Consider the following 19179-nt stretch of genomic DNA (forward strand, 5'->3'; position numbering starts at 1 on the left):
CATATTGTCCGACAAAGTCTTTCTGGAATTAGAAAAAGGCGGGTTCAGGCAACGGCTGCGGGGCTGTGCAGGCCGTAGAAGGTGCACGGATAACCGTTGACCGTACGCTGCTGCCGGGTGAATTCGCCGCCGCTCAGATCAGCGATGATCCGCGCCCAGAAGCGCTGTGCCGGGCGGTTGGCGTCGATGTGGAAAATCTGCCATTGCCCGGGCAGGCGGCTCAAGAGGGCAGAGACGACAAACTGCGCGACGCCTTGGCCACGGAAGCGCCGGCTGACGAAGAAATAGCCGATGTTGTACTCGGCGCCGTTGAGGTGAATGTCGTCATCCACGCTCACGAACCCCGCCAACTCACCGTCGACCCTGAGCAGGAACGGTCGGGTTGCCGGCAGGCGCCAGTAATCGTCCAGTGGCTGGATCCGGAAGAAGCCGTGTTCAGCCAGTTTCAGCGGCAACCATTGGCTGAAGTCGTACAGGTAGAACTGCATCAGGTTCTCGATGATTTGCAGTTCGTCGCGCTGGGCGGGGTGCAGCTCGATGATGGACATGTTGGCGAGCTCTGGAGACAAGACCTGAGTATTGTCGATTGCTTCGCCAACGGCACACGATCAGTTGCCGTGCCGGGTGCCAGCGGACTAGCTGGCTGCCGGTTTCGCCGCCCGCCTGGCGCTGCCTGGTGTTTTACTGCGGGTCGACTTGCGCTTTTTCTTCCACGGCGCCGCAGCCTTGCCGGTGGGTGGCGGGCCGCTGATGGTCAGGCTCAGGCCGGCGCACCGGCTGACCTGCTTGCTCATCCAGGCCGCCTGTTTGGTGACGAATTCTTCCAGGCTCATTTCGCCGCTCTGGACCATGTCCAGCGCCTGTTCCCAGATGGCCGTGGTGCCGGGGTCGGCAATGGCTCGGGGCACCGCATCGATCAGGCTGAATGCTGCCGGGGTCGCGGCCAGGGCCTTGCCGTTCTTCACCAGGTAGCCGCGATCCAACAGGCCCTGGATGATCGAGGCGCGGGTGGCCTCGGTGCCGATGCCGGTGGTGTCCTTGAGTTTCTGCTTGAGCAGGGGATCTTCCACCAGTTTGGCGACGTTCTTCATTGCCTTGATCAGGTCGCCTTCGGTGTAGGGCTTGGGCGGTTGTGTCCACAGGTCCTTGAGCTTCACCTCGGCCACGGCGCACTCGGCACCCTGGGTCAGCGCCGGCAGGGTTTGCGGTGCCGGTGCTTCGCGGCCCTTGGCCGGGGCCAGCGCTTCAGGTAGGGCGCGCTTCCAGCCCGGTTCGATGATCTGCTTGCCGACGGCGCGCAATGCCTGGCCGGCGCAGTCGAAGTCGGCCTGGGTGCGATCGTATTCATGGTTGGGCAGGAACTGCGCCAGATAGCGTGCGCGAATCAGCGTGTAGACCGCGCGGTGCTTGCCGCTGAGCTTTTCCAGATGCTTCGCCGCGGCGGTGGGGATGATGCCGTGGTGGGCGCTGACTTTGCCGTCGTTCCAGGCGCGGGATTTGCGCTGCGGCTCGAGAAAGCCCTCGAGCGCTGCAAGGCCTGGGTCGGCCTGGCGCAGCGCGGCGAGAATCCCCGGCGCCTCGCTGTGCTGGCTCAGCGGCAGGTAACCGCAGTCGCTGCGCGGATAGGTGATGACTTTGTAGGTTTCGTAGAGCGCCTGGGCGATGTCGAGGGTTTCCTGGGCGCCGAGGCCGAGTTTCTTCGAACAGACTTCCTGCAGGGTGCCGAGGTCGAAGGGCAGCGGTGCCACTTCGCGCATGCGCTCGGTGCGCAGCTTGACCACCCGGGCACTGGCGGCGCTGCCGAGTGCCGCCGCGGCTTGCTGGGCCAGCGCCTGATCCAGGCAGCGATCCTGATCGTCACAGACATCGCCTGGCGCGCGCCATTGCGCGGTGAACGGCGTGCCGTCGTGAAGCAACTGCACTTCGATGGCCCAGTACGCCACCGGGACAAAGTCGGCGATGCTGCGATCGCGATCGACTACCAGGCGCAGGGTCGGCGTCTGCACCCGGCCCACCGGCAGCACGCCCTGGTAGCCGGACTGGCGGCCGAGCAGGGTGAACAGGCGGCTCATGTTCATGCCGATCAGCCAGTCGGCGCGCGAGCGCCCCAGCGCCGAGTGATAGAGGCTGAAGGTTTCCGCCCCCGGTTTGAGTGCCGCCAGGGCCTTGCGGATCGACGCCTCGTCCAGCGCCGACAGCCACAGGCGGCGGATCGGCCCGCGATAGCGGCAATGCTCGACCAGCTCGCGGGCGATCATCTCGCCTTCGCGGTCGGCGTCGGTCGCGATAATCAGCTCGCTGGCTTCGCCGAGCAGCCGCTTCACCGCTTTGTACTGGCTGGCGGTGCGTGGCTTGACGGTCATCTTCCATTTGTCCGGGATGATCGGCAGGTCCGCCAGTACCCAGCGTTTGTAGCGGGCGTCGTAGGCGTCCGGCGGGGCGGTTTCCAGCAGGTGGCCGATGCACCAGGTCACCGTGACATCCGTTCCCAGCCAGCAGCCGTCGCCCCGGCGCCTGGCGCCGAGCACGGCCGCGATATCCTTGGCCTGGGAAGGTTTTTCACAGAGGTACAGCTGCATAACCACCATCGTCGATCATTGCCCGCAGAGGCGCACAGAATGGCCGGACTTGCGCAACGGAGCAACTTTTATCTGTATGGATATACAGATAAAAGCATTGCCGCAAATGACCGGGCGGCAGTGTGGCGAAGGCGCAGATACTTCGGGCGTCGCGGTTTCATTGCAGCGGGAAACCGTTCGGCTGCGAATCCGGCGTAATCCCATGGCATGGGTTATACCTGAACCGGTCTCTTCGCCGTCTTCAGGAGAACCCCATGAAAAGCTCCGGTCCCAGCCCCGTGATCACTGTCGAAGAACTTCCAGGTTGCCTGGTGGTGAAATTCCATGGCATCCAGGTCGCTGCGTCGTCCCATGTGCTGGTGCTGAACGAGGCCAACTATCCGCCGGTGTACTACGTCCCGCGCGAAGACATCGACGAAAAATACTTCGCCCGCACCGACCACACCAGTTATTGCCCGTACAAGGGCGACGCCAGCTACTTCAGCCTGCAGGTACCGGGACATGAAGGGGCGAATGCGGTGTGGACCTACGAACAGCCGAAGATCTCGGTCGATCAGATCAAGAACTATGTGGCGTTCTATCCCGATCAAGTGAAATTCGAGGTGATCAAGGCGGATGCCTGAGCGGCAAAGCGGTGGGAGGTATGCCGGTGCGCTGAGGGAGCAGGCTCCCTCAGCCGGTTTATCGACTCGCGATCAGTTCTTGTCCAGATCGATATTCTTCGTCTCGCGCAGACAGATCATCCCCACCACCAGGCTCACCGCGGTCACCAGTACCGGGTACCACAGGCCGTAGAAAATATCCCCGGTGTAGACCACCAGCGCGAACGATACGGTCGGCAGGAAGCCGCCGAACCAGCCGTTGCCGATGTGGTAGGGCAGGGACATCGAGGTGTAGCGGATGCGCGTCGGGAACAGTTCGACCATCAACGCCGCCAGCGGCCCGTAGCACATCGCGGAGATGATGATCAGCGCGACGATCAGGGCGACGATCATCGGTTTGTTGATCTGTTGCAGGTCGGCCTGTTGCGGGTAGCCGGCGAGGGTCACCGCGCCGCGCAGGGCCGATTCATCGAAACCGTCGAGTTTCACATCGCCGACGCTCACCTGCACCGCGCTGCCGGCGGGCGCCGCGACGCTGGTGTAGGGCAGGCCCTGTTTGACCAGGAAGGTCTTGACCTTGTCGCATGGGCTGTCGAATTTGGCCTTGCCCACCGGATCGAACTGGAAGGTGCAGGTGGCCGGGTCGGCCACCACGGTGATCGGCGCCTGGCGGCTGGCCTGGTCGATCGCCGGGTTGGCGTAGTGCGCCAGCGATTTGAAGATCGGGAAGTACAGCGCCGTGGCCAGCAGCAGGCCGAGCATCAGCACCGGTTTGCGCCCGACCTTGTCCGATAGCCAGCCGAAGATGATGAAGAACGGCGCGCCGATCACCACGCTGATAATCAGCAGGCTGTTGGCCACCGCCGGATCCATTTTGAGGAACTGGGTGAGAAAGAACAGCACGTAGAACTGCGCGGCGTAGAAGGTCACGGCCTGCCCGGCGTTGATGCTGAACAGGGCGATCAGCACCACCTTGAGGTTTTCCCATTTGCCGAAGGATTCGCGAATCGGCGCCTGCGAGGTTTTGCCTTGCTCTTTCATCTTCAGGTACGCCGGCGATTCATGCAGGCTCAGGCGAATCCAGGTGGAAATGCCCAGCAGCACGATCGACAGCAGGAACGGAATGCGCCAGCCCCACACTTCGAACTGATCGCCGGTGAAGTAGCGGCAACCGAGTACCACCAGCAGCGACAGCAGCAGGCCGAGGGTCGCGGTGGACTGAATCCAGCTGGTGTGGAAGCCACGCTTGCCGATCGGCGCGTGTTCCGCCACGTAGGTCGCGGCGCCGCCGTATTCGCCGCCGAGGGCCAGGCCCTGGAGCATGCGCAGCAGCACGAGGATGATCGGCGCGGCGATGCCGATGCTGGCGTAGGTCGGCAGCAGGCCGACGCAGAAGGTCGCCACGCCCATCAGGATGATGGTGGCGAGGAAGGTGTATTTGCGCCCGATCATGTCCCCCAACCGACCGAACACCAGCGCGCCGAACGGCCGCACGATAAACCCTGCCGCGAACGCCATCAGGGCGAAGATGAACGCCGTGGTGTCGTTGACCCCGGCGAAGAACTGCTTGCTGATGACCGCCGCCAGGGCGCCGTAGAGAAAGAAGTCATACCATTCGAACACCGTCCCCAGGGACGAGGCGAAGATGACCTTGCGGGTATCGGGGCTGGTGTCCGCGCTGCGCGCGACGTCCAGCGGCTGAACGTGTTCTGACATATCGGTATCCCTCACAGTGATTGTTTTTGTTGTTCCACTGGTGCTGCATGTCCGGGTGTCGCGTGATGCCTTTGTTCTCTGGTGCAAAAAACGCGGGGTGCGAGCCTGCTCGCGAAGGCGCACTTTGCGTCAATCTCTATGTTGAATGGGCGAGCGCATTCTCCAGCGGGCTCGCTCCTGCAATGGCGCTGTTCACCGGTGGCGTAAGGATCAGCTGGGCGGCCTTCTCGGCAATCATCAGCGTAGGCGAACAGGTGTTGCCCGAGGTGATGCACGGCATGATCGAGGCATCGGCGATGCGCAGGCCGGGGACGCCATGCACGCGCAACTGCGCATCGACCACCGCGTCGGCATCGTTGCCCATGCGGCAGGTGCCCACCGGATGGAAAATCGTCGTGCCGATCTTCGCCGCCGCTTCGTGCAGTTGTTGTTCCGTTTGCAGGCTGGCGCCGGGCAGGTATTCCACCGGGTTGAACGCTTGCAGGGCCGGGGCACTGATAATCCGGCGGGTCAGGCGAATGGCGTCGGCGGCCACGCGCAGGTCCTCGGGATGGCTGAGGTAATTGGGCTGGATCAGCGGTGCCGCCTGCGGGTCCGCCGAACGAATGTCCACCCGGCCACGGCTCTGCGGCCGCAAGTCACACACCGACGCGGTGAACGCCGGGAAGCTGTGCAGCGGTTCGCCAAAACGCTCCAGCGACAACGGCTGGACGTGGTATTCGAGGTTGGCCGAGGTCTGTTCCGGCCCGGAGCGGGCGAACGCGCCGAGCTGACTCGGCGCCATCGACAGTGGCCCGCTGCGGTCATACAGATAGCGCAGGCCCATGCCCATCTTGCCCCACAGGCTGCCGGCGATCTGGTTGAGGGTGCGGGCGTTGTCCAGTCGATAGATCAGGCGCAGTTGCAGGTGATCCTGCAGATTGCCGCCGACTCCCGGCAGTTCATGCGTGACGCCGATGCCGAGTTTCTCCAGCAGCGGTCGCGGGCCGATCCCGGAGCGCTGCAGGATGCCCGGCGAGCCCACCGAACCGGCGCACAGGACTATTTCCTTGCGCGCCTTGAAGCGTCTGACCTGGCCCTGCCAACGGGCGCTGACGGCGGCCGCGCGACCTTCCTCGAATAGCACCCGGTCAACCTCGACCTCGGTCAGCACGGTCAGGTTGGCGCGGTGGCGAATCGGCTTGAGAAACGCCTTGGCCGCGTTCCAGCGCACGCCGGCCTTCTGGTTGACCTGGAAGTAGCCGCAGCCTTCGTTGTCGCCCTGATTGAAATCGTCGATGCTGGCGATGCCGCTCTGTTCGGCGGCGCTGCGAAAGGCATCGAGAACCGGCCACGACAGACGCTGGCGTTCGACCCGCCATTCGCCTTGGTCGCCATGAAATTCAGCGGCGCCAGCAAAGTGGTTTTCGCTCTGCTTGAACAGTGGCAGCACGTCGTTCCAGGCCCAGCCCGGATTGCCTGCCGCCGCCCAGCCGTCATAATCGCCGGCCTGGCCACGCATGTAGATCATGCCGTTGATCGAAGAGCAGCCGCCCAGCACCTTGCCGCGCGGATAGCTCAGCGCGCGCCCGGCAAGGCCCGGTTGTTGTTCCGTCTTGAAGCACCAGTCGGTGCGCGGGTTGCCGATGCAGAACAGGTAACCGACGGGGATGTGAATCCACGGATAGTTGTCACGCCCGCCGGCCTCCAGCAACAGCACGCGCTGGCCAGCGTCCGCCGACAGTCGATTGGCCAGCAAACAGCCGGCGGGGCCGGCGCCGACCACGATGTAGTCGTATTCATCGAGGGAAGTCTGCATTCCCTGACCTCACTTCTTGTTTTTGTTGTCGGACACTCTAGTTGTTAGCTTTCGTTAAAAGAATGTTAGTTTTTGCGCAGCCGCTGTGCGTTTTTAAACAGCATTGTTTGACGATAGCCGACAAGGACAAGCCATGTTCGACTGGAACGACCTGCGGTTCTTTCTCGAGTTGCAGCGCAGCGGCCGTTTGCTGACCGCCGCGCGCCGTCTCAACACCACCCATGCCACCGTTGCCCGGCACATCGAGGCCATCGAAAAGAGCCTCGGCACCGCGCTGTTCGTCCAGCATGCCCAGGGCTACGAAATGACGCCGGCGGGGGAGGCGCTGCTCAAGCACGCCGAGGCCATGGAAAACGTCGCACTGCTGGCCCAGGAAGAAATCACCCAGTCCACCGCACCGCTGGGCAAGATCCGTGTCGGGGTGACCGAAGGCCTCGGCGTGATGTTTCTGGCGCAGCGCATGATCGGTCTGTTCGAGCGCTATCCGGGCCTGGAAGTGGAGCTGGTGGCGGTGCCGCGCTTCGTCAGCATCCTCAATCGCGAGGCGGAAATCAGCATTCACCTCGAACGCCCGGCCGCCGACATGCTGGTCACCCGCAAACTCACCGACTACCGCCTCGCGCTCTACGCCAGCCAGGCCTATCTGGACAGCGCACCGCCGCTGCGCAGCCGCGAAGACCTCGCTCGGCATGCCTGGATCGGCTACGTCGACGACCTGTTGTTCAGCCAGGAACTGATGTTCCTCAACAGCTTCTGCCGCAACCCGCGTGTGGTCTTCCACAGCACCAGCGTCATCGCCCAGCAGCAGGCCGCGCGCTCCGGCCTGGGGATCGCCGTGCTGCCGTGTTACATGGCCGCGTCCGACCCGCAGCTGGTGGCGTTGCTGCCGGACGAGAGCATCGAGCGCAGCTACTGGATCAGCACCCGCCGCGAGCTGCACAAATCAGTACGCCTGCGGGTGGTCTGGGATTACGTGGTGGGGTTATGCGCGGCGGAGCAGGGGTTGTTGCTCAACGCCTGCGAGCCGCCGTCCACCGCCGAGGCCTGCCGGGATGGCAGTGACTGAAGACCGGGCGTCACTCAGCGCGTGGTTGCTTTATATATGGAAATCCGTATATTCGATTTTCCATATATACGAGGTGCTGCCTGGTGATCACGCCCGCCGAACTGTTCAAGAGTCTGGCCGACGAAACTCGCGCCCGCGCCACGCTGCTGATCGCCGATCAAGGTGAGTTGTGCGTCTGCGAGCTGATGTGTGCGCTGGACGACAGCCAGCCGAAAATCAGCCGCCATCTGGCCCAATTGCGCAGCAACGGCCTGTTGCTCGATCGCCGTCAGGGCCAGTGGGTGTATTACCGGCTCAACCCCGAGCTGCCCGCCTGGGTTGGGGAAATCCTGCAAGTGACCTTGCAGGCCAACGCCGACTGGCTGCAACACAACGCCGCGCGCCTGCACAGCATGGACGGGCGGCCCGTGCGCGATGCCGCCTGCTGCTGAACCCCCGATCTCTATGTCTGCCCGAAGTCTCCGGAGCCTCCCCATGCGAATCCTGTTCATGTGCACGGCCAACAGTTGCCGCAGCATTCTCTGCGAAGCGCTGTTCAACCATCTGGCACCGCCCGGTTTCACGGCGATCAGTTCCGGCAGTTTTCCCAAGGGCCAGGTGTTGCCGCGCAGCCTGTCGACCTTGCAGCAGGCCGGCATCGCTGTCGCCGGCCTGTCCAGCAAAGGCAATGACGCCTTCGCCGACAATCCACCGGACATCGTCATCACCGTCTGCGACAAGGCCGCCGGCGAGAGCTGTCCGGTGTACTTCGGCCCGGCCCTGAAGGCGCATTGGGGCCTGGCGGATCCGTCCGATGTCAGCGGCGATGAAGCGACCATCGACGCTGCATTTCGCGCCACCCTGGCACAGATCGAGCGCCGCTGCCGCGCCTTCCTCGACCTGCCTTTTCCTACCCTGGGCCGTGATCAACTTCAGCGCGAGCTGAATCGCATCGGCTCGCTCTGAGCTGGAGGACCCATGTCACAGCACCTGCCCAACCTTGATCACCACCTGTTCGACGGCCCGCCCATCGCCTTGCCGCCGGGTGCGCACAAACCGCGCATCCTGCTGTTGTACGGTTCGACCCGCGAACGCTCGTTCAGCCGTTTGCTGGTGGAGGAGGCCGCGCGCCTGCTCGAGCATTTCGGCGCCGAGACGCGCCTGTTCAATCCGTCGGAACTGCCATTGCCCGATGACGTGGCGGTAGAGCATCCGAAAGTCCAGGCGTTGCGCGAGCTGGTGCTCTGGTCGGAAGGCCAGGTCTGGTGCTCGCCGGAGCGGCATGGCTCGATGTCGGCGGTGTTCAAGGCGCAGATCGACTGGATCCCGCTGGCCCTCGGCGCGGTTCGGCCGACTCAGGGCAAGACGCTGGCGGTGATGCAGGTCTGCGGGGGCTCGCAGTCGTTCAATGTGGTCAATCAATTGCGCGTGCTGGGCCGCTGGATGCGCATGTTCACCATCCCCAACCAGTCCTCGGTGCCCAAGGCCTATATGGAGTTCGACGAGGCGGGGCGGATGAAACCGTCGGCGTACTACGATCGCTTGGTCGACGTGATGGAAGAACTGGTCCGGTTCACCGTGCTGTTGCGCGACAGCCAGGCACTGCTGGTGGATCGCTACTCGGAGCGCAAGGAGAGCGCCGAGCAACTGATGGCGCGGGTCAACCAGCGCTCGCTCTGAGGGCCACCAACCAGCCCGCCCGGTGACCGCCGGGCGGGCTTTTTCGTCGCCGCAGCAAGTGCTGCCGGGCGGGTGAAACTAAACGCTGGGGCCGCAGGTCACTGCTTTGGCGGGAGGTTGAGTCATGTCGCCGAACCTCGAATACCGAAGACCCAAGCCGTGGCCACTCATCTCGATCGCCGCAACAACCTGTCGCTGGACAGCCTGAATTTCTTCCTCGCCGACGTGCGTGACGGCCTCGGCCCTTATCTGGCGATCTACCTGCTGGCGGTGCACCAGTGGCAGCCGGCGAGCATTGGCCTGGTGATGACCATTGCCGGGATCGCCGCGCTGATCACCCAGACGCCGGCGGGAGCGCTGGTCGACGCCACGCGCTACAAACGCGCTTTGATCGCGGTCGCCGCGCTGCTGGTCACCGGCAGTTGTCTGCTGTTGCCCTTCGTCACCTCGTTCAGCCTGGTGGCGCTGACGCAAGCACTGAGCGCCGTGGCGGCGTCGATCTTCGCCCCGGCCATTTGCGCCATCACCCTGGGCATCAGCGGGCCGCGCGCCTTCACCCGGCGCACCGGGCGCAACGAAACCTTCAACCACGCCGGCAACGCCTGCGCCGCGTTGCTGGCCGGGCTGTTCGCCTGGCTGTTCGGCCCGGTGGCGGTGTTCTACCTGATGGCGGTCATGGCGCTGGGCAGCGTGATTGCGGTGTCGTTCGTTTCGGCCGAAGCCATCGATCACGATATCGCCCGCGGCCTCGACCCCACTGGCGCCGGGCAGGGCCAGCAGCCTTCGGGCATGGCCGTGCTGTTCGGCAACCGGCCGTTGCTGATGTTCGCGATTTGCTGCGCGCTGTTTCACCTGGCCAATGCCGCGATGCTGCCGCTGGTCAGTCAGAAACTGGCGCAGGCCAATTTGCACATGGCCACGCCGCTGACATCGGCGTGCATCGTCGCCGCGCAACTGGTGATGGTGCCGATTGCGCTGCTGGTGGGGGCCAAGGCCGATGTCTGGGGGCGCAAGCCGTTGCTGCTGGCCGGATTCTTGATCCTGCCGCTGCGCGGTGTGTTGTATGTGCTGTCCGACGACCCGTGGTGGCTGGTGGCGGTGCAGTTGCTCGATGGCGTCGGCGCGGGGATCTTCGGCGCACTGTTCCCGGTGGTGGTCAAAGACCTGACCCAGGGCACCGGTCACTTCAATATCAGCCTCGGTGCGCTGTCGACCGTGTTCGGTCTGGGCGCCGCGTTGAGCAACAGCCTCGCCGGGTTTGTGGTGCAAGCGGCGGGCTACAGCGCCGCGTTCCTGACCCTGGCGGCGGTCGCGGCCGCGGCGCTGCTCCTGCTGTGGCTGGCCGTGCCGGAAACCTTGCATGGCGATGCCCGGCAAGCCAGCGACCTGGCGGGCACACCGCCGTCGGCTGCGGTGCCCTGACTCAACCCTCGGCGGTCACGTCGACCAGCGGAATCGGCTCGATGGCCCAGGCGCTGCTCTGACGGCGTTCGGGGCAGGGGATGGCGCACGCCTTGCGTCCGTTGAAGTCGCGGGCGAGCCGGGCTTCATCGATCTGCCAGCCCTGCCGCTCGAGTTCGCGCACGCGTTGGCGCAAGGCGATCTGCAACGCGTCGGACTTCAGCGACACCTCCTGCTGCCAGGAGTCGGGCACGCGTTCCGGGCGGACGTTTTTCAACACCGCGTGATCCTCGCGGAAAATCTTCAGATTGCTCGCGACAAAACGCCGGTCGAGCCAGCGCGAGCGCAGAAACGTGCGCCCCATCAGCCACCAGGTGCGGGTGTGGTGGGCATCCACCGGCACATGGGCGGCGACGATGTAGATCCGCCAGCCGTTGGGCAATTGCAGTTCCAGGGTGGTGCACGGCCCGGACAGATGATAGCCCGGCAAGGTCACCACGCTGATCCGTTCGGTGGCGGATTTGCGTCGCAACAGGCCGCTGCGCCGGGGCCGCTTCATCAGCATGCGCGCCTGTCCCTGCCAGTCATCGCTGGCAACGTCGAACGCGTCGATCTGCGGCTGCGCCGGGTCACCGAACGTGTTGCCATGCACGAACGGCGCGTGGGCGAAGTCCAGGCCGTTTTCGATGACCCGCTCCCAATTGGCCTGCCAGTCGAAGTGGCCGCTGACCACTCGCACGTCGGGGTTCTCGAGCCAGTCCAGCGTCGGCAGCGGCGGGCGCTCGGCCTCGGGCAGATCGCCGAGAAAGGCCCAGATCCAGCCGTAGCGTTCCTGCGTCGGGTAGGCATCGACGCGCGCCTTCGCCGGGATGCGCAACGTCGGTTGCGCGGGAATCTCCACGCAGCGGCCGTCGCCGTCGAAGCGCCAGCCATGGTAGGGACACTGCACGCTGTCGCCGACCTTGGCCCCGGCCGATAGCGAGCCGCCGCGATGCACGCAGACATCGGAGAGCAGCCGCGCCTTGCCGCTGCTGTCGCGAAAGGCCACGAACGGCTGGCCGAGCAGGCGCACGGGGCGCAGGGCATCGGTCAATTGCGCGGCGGGGAGAATCACGTACCACAGGTTCTTGAGCATGTGCAGCGACCAAAAGGGCTGGGAAGGGAATGGGCCTGAAAACGCTTTGAGCGTGCACACGCCCATGCAGTTCACCCGTGCGCGACAGGCCCTCAGCCTGGCGGCGAGGTGGCCTGCCGGGCGGTCGGAATCGACAACGTCGCACGCAAGCCGCCGTCGGCGCGATTGGCCAGCGTAATGCGCCCGCCCAGGCGGGTGGCGATGGTGGCGACGATGGTCAGGCCCAACCCTGCACCCTGCGCGTTGCCGCGGCTGTAGAAGCGTTCGAACAGGCGCTCGCGATCCGCTTCATCGATCCCCGGCCCCTGGTCTTCGACGCTCAAATGGCAGAAGCCGTCGGCGTGGCTCAGCTGCACGGTGATCACGCCATGCTCGGGCGAGAAGGTGGCGGCGTTGCTGATCAGGTTGTTCAGGGCGATGTCGATGGCAGCGGCATCGGCCAGCACCGGGAAGGGCTGAGCGCTGACATCGAAGGCCAGCTCCAGGTGTTTGCTCAGCAGCCACGGCGTCAATTGCACCAGGCTGTTGCGCACCGTTTCGCTGAGGTCCAGACGTTGCAGGAGCGGGGCATTGGCCTTGGGTTCGAGGCGCGCCATGGTCAGCAACTGGTTGACCAGGCGACTGGTGCGGTCGACCCCGGCGATGAGGAAGGCCAGCGACTCGCGACGCTGCTGTTCGGTGCCGGCCTCTTGCAGGTTCTGCGCGTGCACCCGCAGCACCGCCAGCGGTGTGCGCATCTCGTGGGCGGCGTCGGCGATGAAGCGGCGCTCGCGGCCCAGCACTTCCTGAATCTGCGCGAGCATGCGGTTGAGCGCGGCTTGCATCGGTTCCAGTTCATTGGGCAGCGGCGTCAGTTGCAGCGGTTCGAGCGAGCCGCCGTGCCGCGCGCGCAATGCCGCAGCCATGTTCGTCAACGGTTTGAGGCCCCAGCCGATGGCCAGCCAGACCATCGCCGCCAGCAGCAGGCTGCCGATCACGTTGGGCCACAGCGTATGGCGAACGATGCGGTCGACCAGATCGGCGCGCACGTCATCGCGTTCGCCGACCCAGATGCGCAGGCCGTTCTGCTGGTCTTCGAGAAGGAAGGCGCGCCAGTGGCGGTTGTTCAGATCGACCACATCGCTGAAGCCCGGCTGGGTGGGCGGCGTGCTGAAGGACGGCGCGCTGGCCGTGTGCACCAGGACGTCACCGCTCGGGTTCCACACCTGGAAAGCGATTTTGCGTTCGTACGGATGACCGTCGCCGTGCGGCACCGCCTCGCCCAACGCGGTGTTGAAGGCGCGGTACAACTCGGCGTGCTGCCGGCTCGCCAGTGGCATGCGCATCACGCCTTGCAGCATCCGCGCGTTCTGCGCCAGTTGCGCGTCGTAGACCTCGGCGATCTCGTGATTGCTGTCGTGCAGGTTGAACACGCTGAGCACCGCCAGGCCGGCGAGCAGCAGGCCGATAATCAGGGTCAGGGTGCGGCGGCGGATCGAACTCATCGACGTTCCTCCACCAGATAACCGACGCCACGAATGGTGCGGATCAGCTCGGTGGAGAATTTCTTGCGCAAGTGATGGATGTGCACTTCCAGGGTGTTGCTCTCGGCTTCTTCGCTCCAGCCGTAGAGCAGTTGCATCAAGTGATCGCGGGTGATGACCCGCCCTGGCGGCGACAGCAGTTCGTGCAACAGCTGATATTCCTTGGGCGTCAGCGCCACGGGTTGACCGTGATAGCTGACCTGCTGCGTGCCGGGGTTGAGGCTGATCCCGGCATGTTCGATCAACGCCTGGGCGCGGCCGGCGCTGCGTCGCAGCAAGGCGCGCAGGCGAGCCTTCAACTCGTTGAGGTCGAAGGGTTTGACCAGGTAGTCGTCGGCGCCGGCGTCGAGCCCGGCGATGCGGTCCTCGGTGGCGTCGCGGGCGGTGAGAATCAGCACCGGCAGGGTCGAGCCGCTGTCGCGCAAGCGCCGCAGCACTTCGAGGCCGTCCATGCGCGGCAGGCCGAGATCGAGCACCGCCAGATCAAAGGTTTCGCTGAGCAGGGCGTGCAGGGCGCTGCTGCCGTCCTTGAGCCAGTCGACGGTGTAGCCCTCGCGCCCCAGCGCCTGATGAATGCCCTCGCCGAGAGCCACGTCATCCTCGATCAGTAATAAACGCACCTGGACTCCTGTCAGTCGAGTTTCTTGTTCACGTCCGCCAGCAACGCGGCGACTTCTTTGCGGCGCCCGGCATCGGCACTTTCCCGGCCCGGACGCGGCGCGGCCTGCAGGGCTTTTTGCAGCGCCGCCCTGGCTTCAGCGTAGCGTTTCTGACGGTAGAGGTGATCGCCCCAGAAGTACAGCGTGTCGATGCCGTCGGGATTGAGTTGCAGCGCCTGTTTGAGCAGTTGTTCGGCCTTGTCGCTGTCGCCAAAGCCGATCGGCCAGCCCGGCACCCGGTCATACAGTGCGGCGAGGCTGGTGTAGGCCGAGCCTTGCAGGGCTTTCGGGTCCAGGGTCAGCGACTTTTCCAGATCGCCCTTGGCCTGCCTGGCCTTGGCCAATGCGCCGAGCCCGCCCTCGGCTCCGGCCCAGCTGCTGGTGACGATGGCTTGCCAGATCCACGCTTCGGCCACGTCCGGGCGCTCGGCGGTGAAGTGGCTGGTTTGCGCCGCCAGTTGCTCGAACGCGGCCGGGCGCTGTTTCTCCGGGATCTGATATTGGATTTGCGCCCAGCGCTGCTGGATGCTGTCGAGGCGTTGCTGATCGGCGGCGTCCAGCGCCCAGACGCTTTGGCTGAGGACGCCGAGCAGCACGCAGGCGAAGAGTCTTTTCATGATGTTGGCGGCTCGTGGTCGGTTTTTTCACTGAGGCGACGGATCAGCGGCAATTGCTTGCGCAGGCCGCGATCCACCAGGTGCGGCAGCAGGCTGTTGAGGCGCACGAAAAAGCGCTCGGGCCAGCCCAGGTACAAGTCGCGGCGATCCCCGGCGATCGCATGAACCACCGCCGACGCCACGGCTTGCGGGTCGTCGACGTTGGCCTTGAGTGCGTCGTTCAGCGCTTGCGCGGCGGCACTGTTCATCGCGGTGCGGGTGGCGCGCGGCGCCACGTAGAGCACGCTGACCCGGGTGTCGGCCAACTCGCGGCGCAAGGCTTCGGAAAACCCGCGCAGGGCGAACTTGCTCGCGCAGTAACTGGCGTAACCCGGGTAGCCGATCGAGCCATAGGTCGAGCCGACGTTGACCACCATGGCGCTGTCGGCTTGCTTGAGCAGCGGCAGCAGCAGTTTGCTCAGGCAGATCGGCGCGCTGATGTTCACCGCGAGCATCGCGTTGATGTCGCTGTCGTCGAGCTGTTCGAGCATGGCGAAATGATTGACCCCGGCGGCGTTGATCAGCAGGTTGATGCCACCGATGCCTTCGGCGGCAGCCAGCACTTTGCGCCGGTCGCTGAGGAACGTCAGGTCGGCGGCGACCCAGCACAGGTTCTGCGGATAGCGCTCGAGCAGCGGCAGCAACGACGCCTGATGCCGCGCCACCGCCAGCACCCGCGCGCCGGCCGCGCACAGTGCCTCGGTGATCGCCAGACCGATGCCACCGCTGGCGCCGGTCAACACCACACGGGCTTCATGCAGCTGCATGGTGAGCCTCCGCGTCGCGCGGCAGGCCACGGAACATATCGGTGTAGAGGCGGTAGACGACTTTCGAGGCGTGAATCACCGCTGCCTGATCGTCCGGGTCTTCGAGTCTGTTCATCAGACGGCGGTAGGTTTGCATGTGCTCGATGTCGAGCGAGCCGTGGGAGCTGAGGTAGCTGAAGGCGGTTTCCGGCAGCGCCAGACGCTCGCGAATGCTGCCCGCCGCGTGGGTGGCCAGGGCGATGCTGGTGCCTTCGAGCACGTTGACCATGCCGAACAGACCCACCGGATTACCCCGGGCGATCAGGTCGTAGAGGAAGCTCACCATCAGCTCGATCGGCAGCGACGGCTGGCCGTCACGCACCGCCTCGCGATCGCCGCCACACGCGGCAATGTCGTTGAGCACCCACTGTTCGTGGCCGTATTCATCCTCGATGTACTCGCACACAGCCTGGCGCAGCCATTCCAGGCGCGTCGGCAGGCGGGCGCCGCAGGCCATCATCAGCGGCACGGTATGGCGCACGTGGTAGTAGGCCTGGGCGAGGAAGGCGCGATAGCTCTCCAGGCTGACCCGGCCTTGCAGGGCATCGAGAATGATCGGCAGGTTGAACAGCTCATGGCGTTCGGCATGCGTGGCTTCTTGCAGGGTGTCGAAAAAACTCATGATGCGGACTCCTCGGAAAACGTCGATTCGGTGAGTTGCGCGCGGTATAGCGCGACGATGGCGTCGCGGCGCGGGCGGCCGTTGGCAGTGAGCAGGCCATTGGCGGCGGTGAAGGGTTGCGGCAGGCGCGTCCAGTGATGCACCTGGGCGTACTCGGGCAAGGCCTCGTTGGCTTCGGCGACGGCGGCGGCCAGTTCGGCGTCGGAGCAGTCCGTACGGTGCGGCCAGAGCAGGGCGTGGTTGTGCGGCAGCGCTTCGCCGTAGACGAAGGCCTGGGCAATGTGGCGGCGCTGGGTCAGTTCCGCCTCGACCCATTCCGGGTTGACGTTGCGCCCGTAACTGGTGACGAACTGATGTTTCTTGCGGCCCTTGAGGTAGAGGAAACCTTCCGGGTCGAATTCACCGAGATCGCCGCTCGGCCACCAGGCTTCGGCATATGCCGGTTCGCCGAGATAACCGAGCAGGGTCGAGCCCTTGATCAGTACCTCGCCGTCTTCGGCCAGCCGCACCTCGACGTGGGGCAGGGGTTGGCCGACGCTGCCCGGGCGCCGCGCACCGGGGCGATTGAGGCACACCACCGAGGCGCATTCGGACAAACCGTAGCCTTCGTAGACCGGCACGCCGACCCGTTGCGCGCGGTGCAGCAGATCCTCGGCAACCCGTGCACCGCCGACGGCGGCGAAGCGCAGATTCTGCGGGTCGAACGCTTTCTGTTCGGCGGCGCTGACCAGCAGCAACAGCAACTGCGGCACCAGGATCAGGCTCTGCGGCTGACGCCTGGCCAGGTAACCGAGCAGGCGCGGCACCTCGACGCCGCTCGCAGCGTGAATGCCGAGGGTTTTCTGGCTCGGCAGGCTCAGCATTGCCCCGGCGTACAGCGCCGCGTAGCAGCCAAGGTTCTCCAACAGGATTGCCAGCGGCAACAGCGCCACATGATGCTGCGGCGCCGTGGCGAGACTGGCTTGCTCCAGCTCGCGCGCCACGCGCAGCAGGCTGTCGGCGCTCAGGCACACCCCTTTTGGCGTGCCGGTGGTGCCGGAAGTGAAGGTCAGTTTGGCCGTGCCGGCGGGCATGCGGCTGGGGCCGCTGAAGGTGCGGCACCAGAACTCGCCGCGTTGCTCATAACCGGCGGCGAGCAGTTCCGCCGCCAGTTCCGGTTCGGCAATCACCCGCTCGGCCTGACTCTGTTCCAGGCAATGCGCGCGCTGCGCCGGGCTGAAAAATGGCGGCAGGGTCACGCAGGTGAGGCCTTCGAACAGCACCGCCAGGTCCCAGAGCATCGCTTCGACGCCGTTGTCCAGCGCCAGGGCGATCACCTGCACCTGCTCGTCGCGCAAGCGCTCCTGGCGGTAGAGCAATTCGGCGTACAGCGTGGTGTAGTCGAGCCTCAGCGTGTCGCCCCACAGCGCGATACGGTTGTCGTTGCGCCCGGCATAGCCGCGCAGGGTTTCCTGGAAGCGTTGCAGTTCAAGCGACATGACATGCCCCTTCGATGGCCGTCGGCAATCCGAGCCGGGTAAACAGTCCGATGTTGCGCAAATGGATGAACCCGGCGCGGATGTTGCCGACGTGCACCCAGGGTTTGCTCTGGTAATAACTGCCCCAGTGTTGACGCTCGTCACCCAGGCGTTGCGGGTCGGCGGCGCACAATGTCACTGGCTTGAGGCCCAGGCGATGGAAGCTGTTGACCAGGCCGATGTTGCCGGTGAACGTCACCCACTCCAGGCCGCCCATGGCCAGCAGGTAAGTGAGGGCGATGATGCTCAGGCGCGCGCTGCCGGTGTCGCTGGCGGCGAGGTTGCCGACCTCGACGATGCCGCGCCGGTCCACCCTGCGCTCGGCCGTGGCGCTGATCAGCGGCTCTATCGGCTCGTCGAGGTAGCGTTCGAGAAACAGCGGCTCGAGATGGGCACGGCGCACGCCGGCCACTGCGCACAACTGACCTTCAGCGTTGTGCACGCCAAACAGCTCGGGCATGAAATGGCGGATGTCGGCCCCGTGAGCCTTGCGAAAGCGTTGCTGGATGAAGTCTTCGAACAGCGTGCGCAAGTCGTCGCCAGGCAAGGCCGCGGACAGGCTCATCGACGGCGTTTCGGCGTGGCCGAAGTGCAGGGGCAGGGGAATGTTCCAGTCGGTATCGGGCATGGGCCGAGCGCCTCCCTCAAGGGTTTGAGCGCAGTATCCGAGCCATTTCTTAACGAAGTCTGAAGGTGAAAAAAGGTTAATCTTGGGGCAATCTTCAGACTGTCTTAAGACTGCAAGGGCAGGGTGGCACCGTCGGTTCGCCCCGCAACCGGATCGAGACGGCCGAACGACTTGGCCGTCGCTCATGACAATCACGAGGCGCCTTATGACCCGCGACACCGCCGTAAACCGTTATGGAAAACTCTCGATCACTTTGCACTGGCTGATGCTGGCGCTGTTCGTCGGCGTGTATGCCTGCGTCGAAATCAAGGGCTTCATGCCCAAGGGCAGCGAAGCGCGCGGCCTGCTGATGGGCTTCCACGGCCTGTTCGGCGCAAGCATTTTCGTCCTGGTGTGGCTGCGCCTGTTCGCTCGCCTGACGCCGCGTCCACCGATCACCCCGAAGCCTCCAGCCTGGCAGACCGGCATCTCGCACCTGATGCACCTGGCGCTGTACGGGCTGATGATCGCCACGCCGATTCTCGCCTGGCTGATGCTCGCCGCCGGCGACAAACCGTTCCCGTACTTCGGCTTCCATCTGCCGGCGCCGGTGGCCGTCGACCCGGACTTTGCCAAGCGCCTCAAATACTGGCACGAGCTGCTGGGCAGCAGCGGTTACTGGTTGATCGGCCTGCACGCGGCGGCGGGGCTGTTCCATCATTACTGGGTGCGCGACAACACCCTGGTGCGCATGTTGCCGGGTCGCTCCGGCAGCCGTTGATTCTGGAAAAAACCCGTAGGCGCAACTGCGCCTGCGGGGGGCGTGGTCGGGT

19 protein-coding genes are annotated in these 19179 nt (G+C 65.0%); 7 read left to right on the top strand and 12 right to left on the bottom strand.

Features of this window, described 5'->3' with window-relative positions; genetic code table 11:
• Window positions 1–44 precede the first annotated feature (44 nt).
• Both QRN70_RS23210 and QRN70_RS23215 read right to left on the bottom strand, forming a co-directional pair.
• A complete protein-coding gene (locus QRN70_RS23210; protein WP_285420219.1) occupies window positions 45–548 on the bottom strand; it encodes a GNAT family N-acetyltransferase in 504 nt (167 codons plus the stop codon).
• Window positions 549–635: 87 nt separating this feature from the next.
• Window positions 636–2579, bottom strand: coding sequence for a DNA topoisomerase III (locus QRN70_RS23215; RefSeq protein WP_285420220.1), 1944 nt, complete (start codon window positions 2577–2579; stop codon window positions 636–638).
• A gap of 254 nt (window positions 2580–2833) precedes the next feature.
• Here QRN70_RS23215 and QRN70_RS23220 point away from each other — a divergent pair, with 254 nt between their 5' ends.
• Window positions 2834–3202, top strand: a complete 369-nt coding sequence (locus QRN70_RS23220) for a DUF427 domain-containing protein (RefSeq protein ID WP_285420221.1) — start codon at window positions 2834–2836, stop codon at window positions 3200–3202.
• 72 nt (window positions 3203–3274) lie between these two features.
• On the opposite strand, the gene QRN70_RS23225 is transcribed toward QRN70_RS23220, so the two are convergent.
• Window positions 3275–4897, bottom strand: coding sequence for an MFS transporter (locus QRN70_RS23225; RefSeq protein WP_285420222.1), 1623 nt, complete (start codon window positions 4895–4897; stop codon window positions 3275–3277).
• A 136-nt stretch (window positions 4898–5033) separates the two neighbouring features.
• A complete protein-coding gene (locus tag QRN70_RS23230) occupies window positions 5034–6695 on the bottom strand; it encodes a GMC family oxidoreductase (RefSeq protein WP_285420223.1) in 1662 nt (553 codons plus the stop codon).
• A gap of 133 nt (window positions 6696–6828) precedes the next feature.
• On the opposite strand from QRN70_RS23230, the gene QRN70_RS23235 reads away from it, so the two are divergent.
• From QRN70_RS23235 to QRN70_RS23255, 5 genes are all read left to right on the top strand, one after another.
• Complete coding sequence (locus tag QRN70_RS23235) at window positions 6829–7761, top strand: LysR family transcriptional regulator (RefSeq protein ID WP_285420224.1); 933 nt, start codon at window positions 6829–6831, stop codon at window positions 7759–7761.
• Between the two features lie 83 nt (window positions 7762–7844).
• Complete coding sequence (locus QRN70_RS23240; RefSeq protein WP_285420225.1) at window positions 7845–8192, top strand: metalloregulator ArsR/SmtB family transcription factor; 348 nt, start codon at window positions 7845–7847, stop codon at window positions 8190–8192.
• A gap of 43 nt (window positions 8193–8235) precedes the next feature.
• Entirely contained in the window at window positions 8236–8706 is a 471-nt protein-coding gene (locus tag QRN70_RS23245) for an arsenate reductase ArsC (protein WP_285420226.1), read from the top strand.
• A 12-nt stretch (window positions 8707–8718) separates the two neighbouring features.
• Window positions 8719–9420 (top strand): arsenical resistance protein ArsH, encoded by a 702-nt coding sequence (gene arsH / locus QRN70_RS23250; RefSeq protein WP_285420227.1) that lies wholly within the window; start codon window positions 8719–8721, stop codon window positions 9418–9420.
• A gap of 159 nt (window positions 9421–9579) precedes the next feature.
• Window positions 9580–10842, top strand: a complete 1263-nt coding sequence (locus tag QRN70_RS23255) for an MFS transporter (RefSeq protein ID WP_285420228.1) — start codon at window positions 9580–9582, stop codon at window positions 10840–10842.
• Window position 10843: 1 nt separating this feature from the next.
• Here QRN70_RS23255 and QRN70_RS23260 read toward each other — a convergent pair whose 3' ends face one another.
• The 8 genes from QRN70_RS23260 to QRN70_RS23295 form a co-directional block, all read right to left on the bottom strand.
• Window positions 10844–11956, bottom strand: a complete 1113-nt coding sequence (locus QRN70_RS23260) for an aromatic ring-hydroxylating dioxygenase subunit alpha (RefSeq protein WP_285420229.1) — start codon at window positions 11954–11956, stop codon at window positions 10844–10846.
• 92 nt (window positions 11957–12048) lie between these two features.
• On the bottom strand, window positions 12049–13440 hold the full coding sequence (locus QRN70_RS23265) for an ATP-binding protein (protein ID WP_285420230.1): 1392 nt from the start codon (window positions 13438–13440) through the stop codon (window positions 12049–12051).
• Window positions 13437–14099, bottom strand: coding sequence for a response regulator (locus QRN70_RS23270; protein WP_285420231.1), 663 nt, complete (start codon window positions 14097–14099; stop codon window positions 13437–13439). Before QRN70_RS23270 ends, QRN70_RS23265 begins: the two co-directional genes overlap by 4 nt.
• An 11-nt stretch (window positions 14100–14110) precedes the next feature.
• Complete coding sequence (locus QRN70_RS23275; RefSeq protein ID WP_285420232.1) at window positions 14111–14755, bottom strand: tetratricopeptide repeat protein; 645 nt, start codon at window positions 14753–14755, stop codon at window positions 14111–14113.
• Window positions 14752–15561 (bottom strand): SDR family oxidoreductase, encoded by an 810-nt coding sequence (locus QRN70_RS23280; RefSeq protein ID WP_285420233.1) that lies wholly within the window; start codon window positions 15559–15561, stop codon window positions 14752–14754. The genes QRN70_RS23275 and QRN70_RS23280 overlap by 4 nt, the downstream gene beginning before the upstream one ends.
• On the bottom strand, window positions 15548–16222 hold the full coding sequence (locus QRN70_RS23285) for an iron-containing redox enzyme family protein (protein ID WP_285420234.1): 675 nt from the start codon (window positions 16220–16222) through the stop codon (window positions 15548–15550). The genes QRN70_RS23280 and QRN70_RS23285 overlap by 14 nt, the downstream gene beginning before the upstream one ends.
• Window positions 16219–17700 (bottom strand): AMP-binding protein, encoded by a 1482-nt coding sequence (locus QRN70_RS23290; RefSeq protein WP_285420235.1) that lies wholly within the window; start codon window positions 17698–17700, stop codon window positions 16219–16221. The genes QRN70_RS23285 and QRN70_RS23290 overlap by 4 nt, the downstream gene beginning before the upstream one ends.
• Entirely contained in the window at window positions 17690–18367 is a 678-nt protein-coding gene (locus QRN70_RS23295; protein ID WP_285420236.1) for a thermostable hemolysin, read from the bottom strand. The genes QRN70_RS23290 and QRN70_RS23295 overlap by 11 nt, the downstream gene beginning before the upstream one ends.
• A 205-nt stretch (window positions 18368–18572) precedes the next feature.
• Here QRN70_RS23295 and QRN70_RS23300 point away from each other — a divergent pair, with 205 nt between their 5' ends.
• On the top strand, window positions 18573–19127 hold the full coding sequence (locus QRN70_RS23300; RefSeq protein ID WP_285420237.1) for a cytochrome b: 555 nt from the start codon (window positions 18573–18575) through the stop codon (window positions 19125–19127).
• Window positions 19128–19179 lie beyond the last annotated feature (52 nt).

It is taken from the genome of Pseudomonas sp. efr-133-TYG-5 (assembly GCF_030209175.1).
GTDB lineage: Bacteria > Pseudomonadota > Gammaproteobacteria > Pseudomonadales > Pseudomonadaceae > Aquipseudomonas.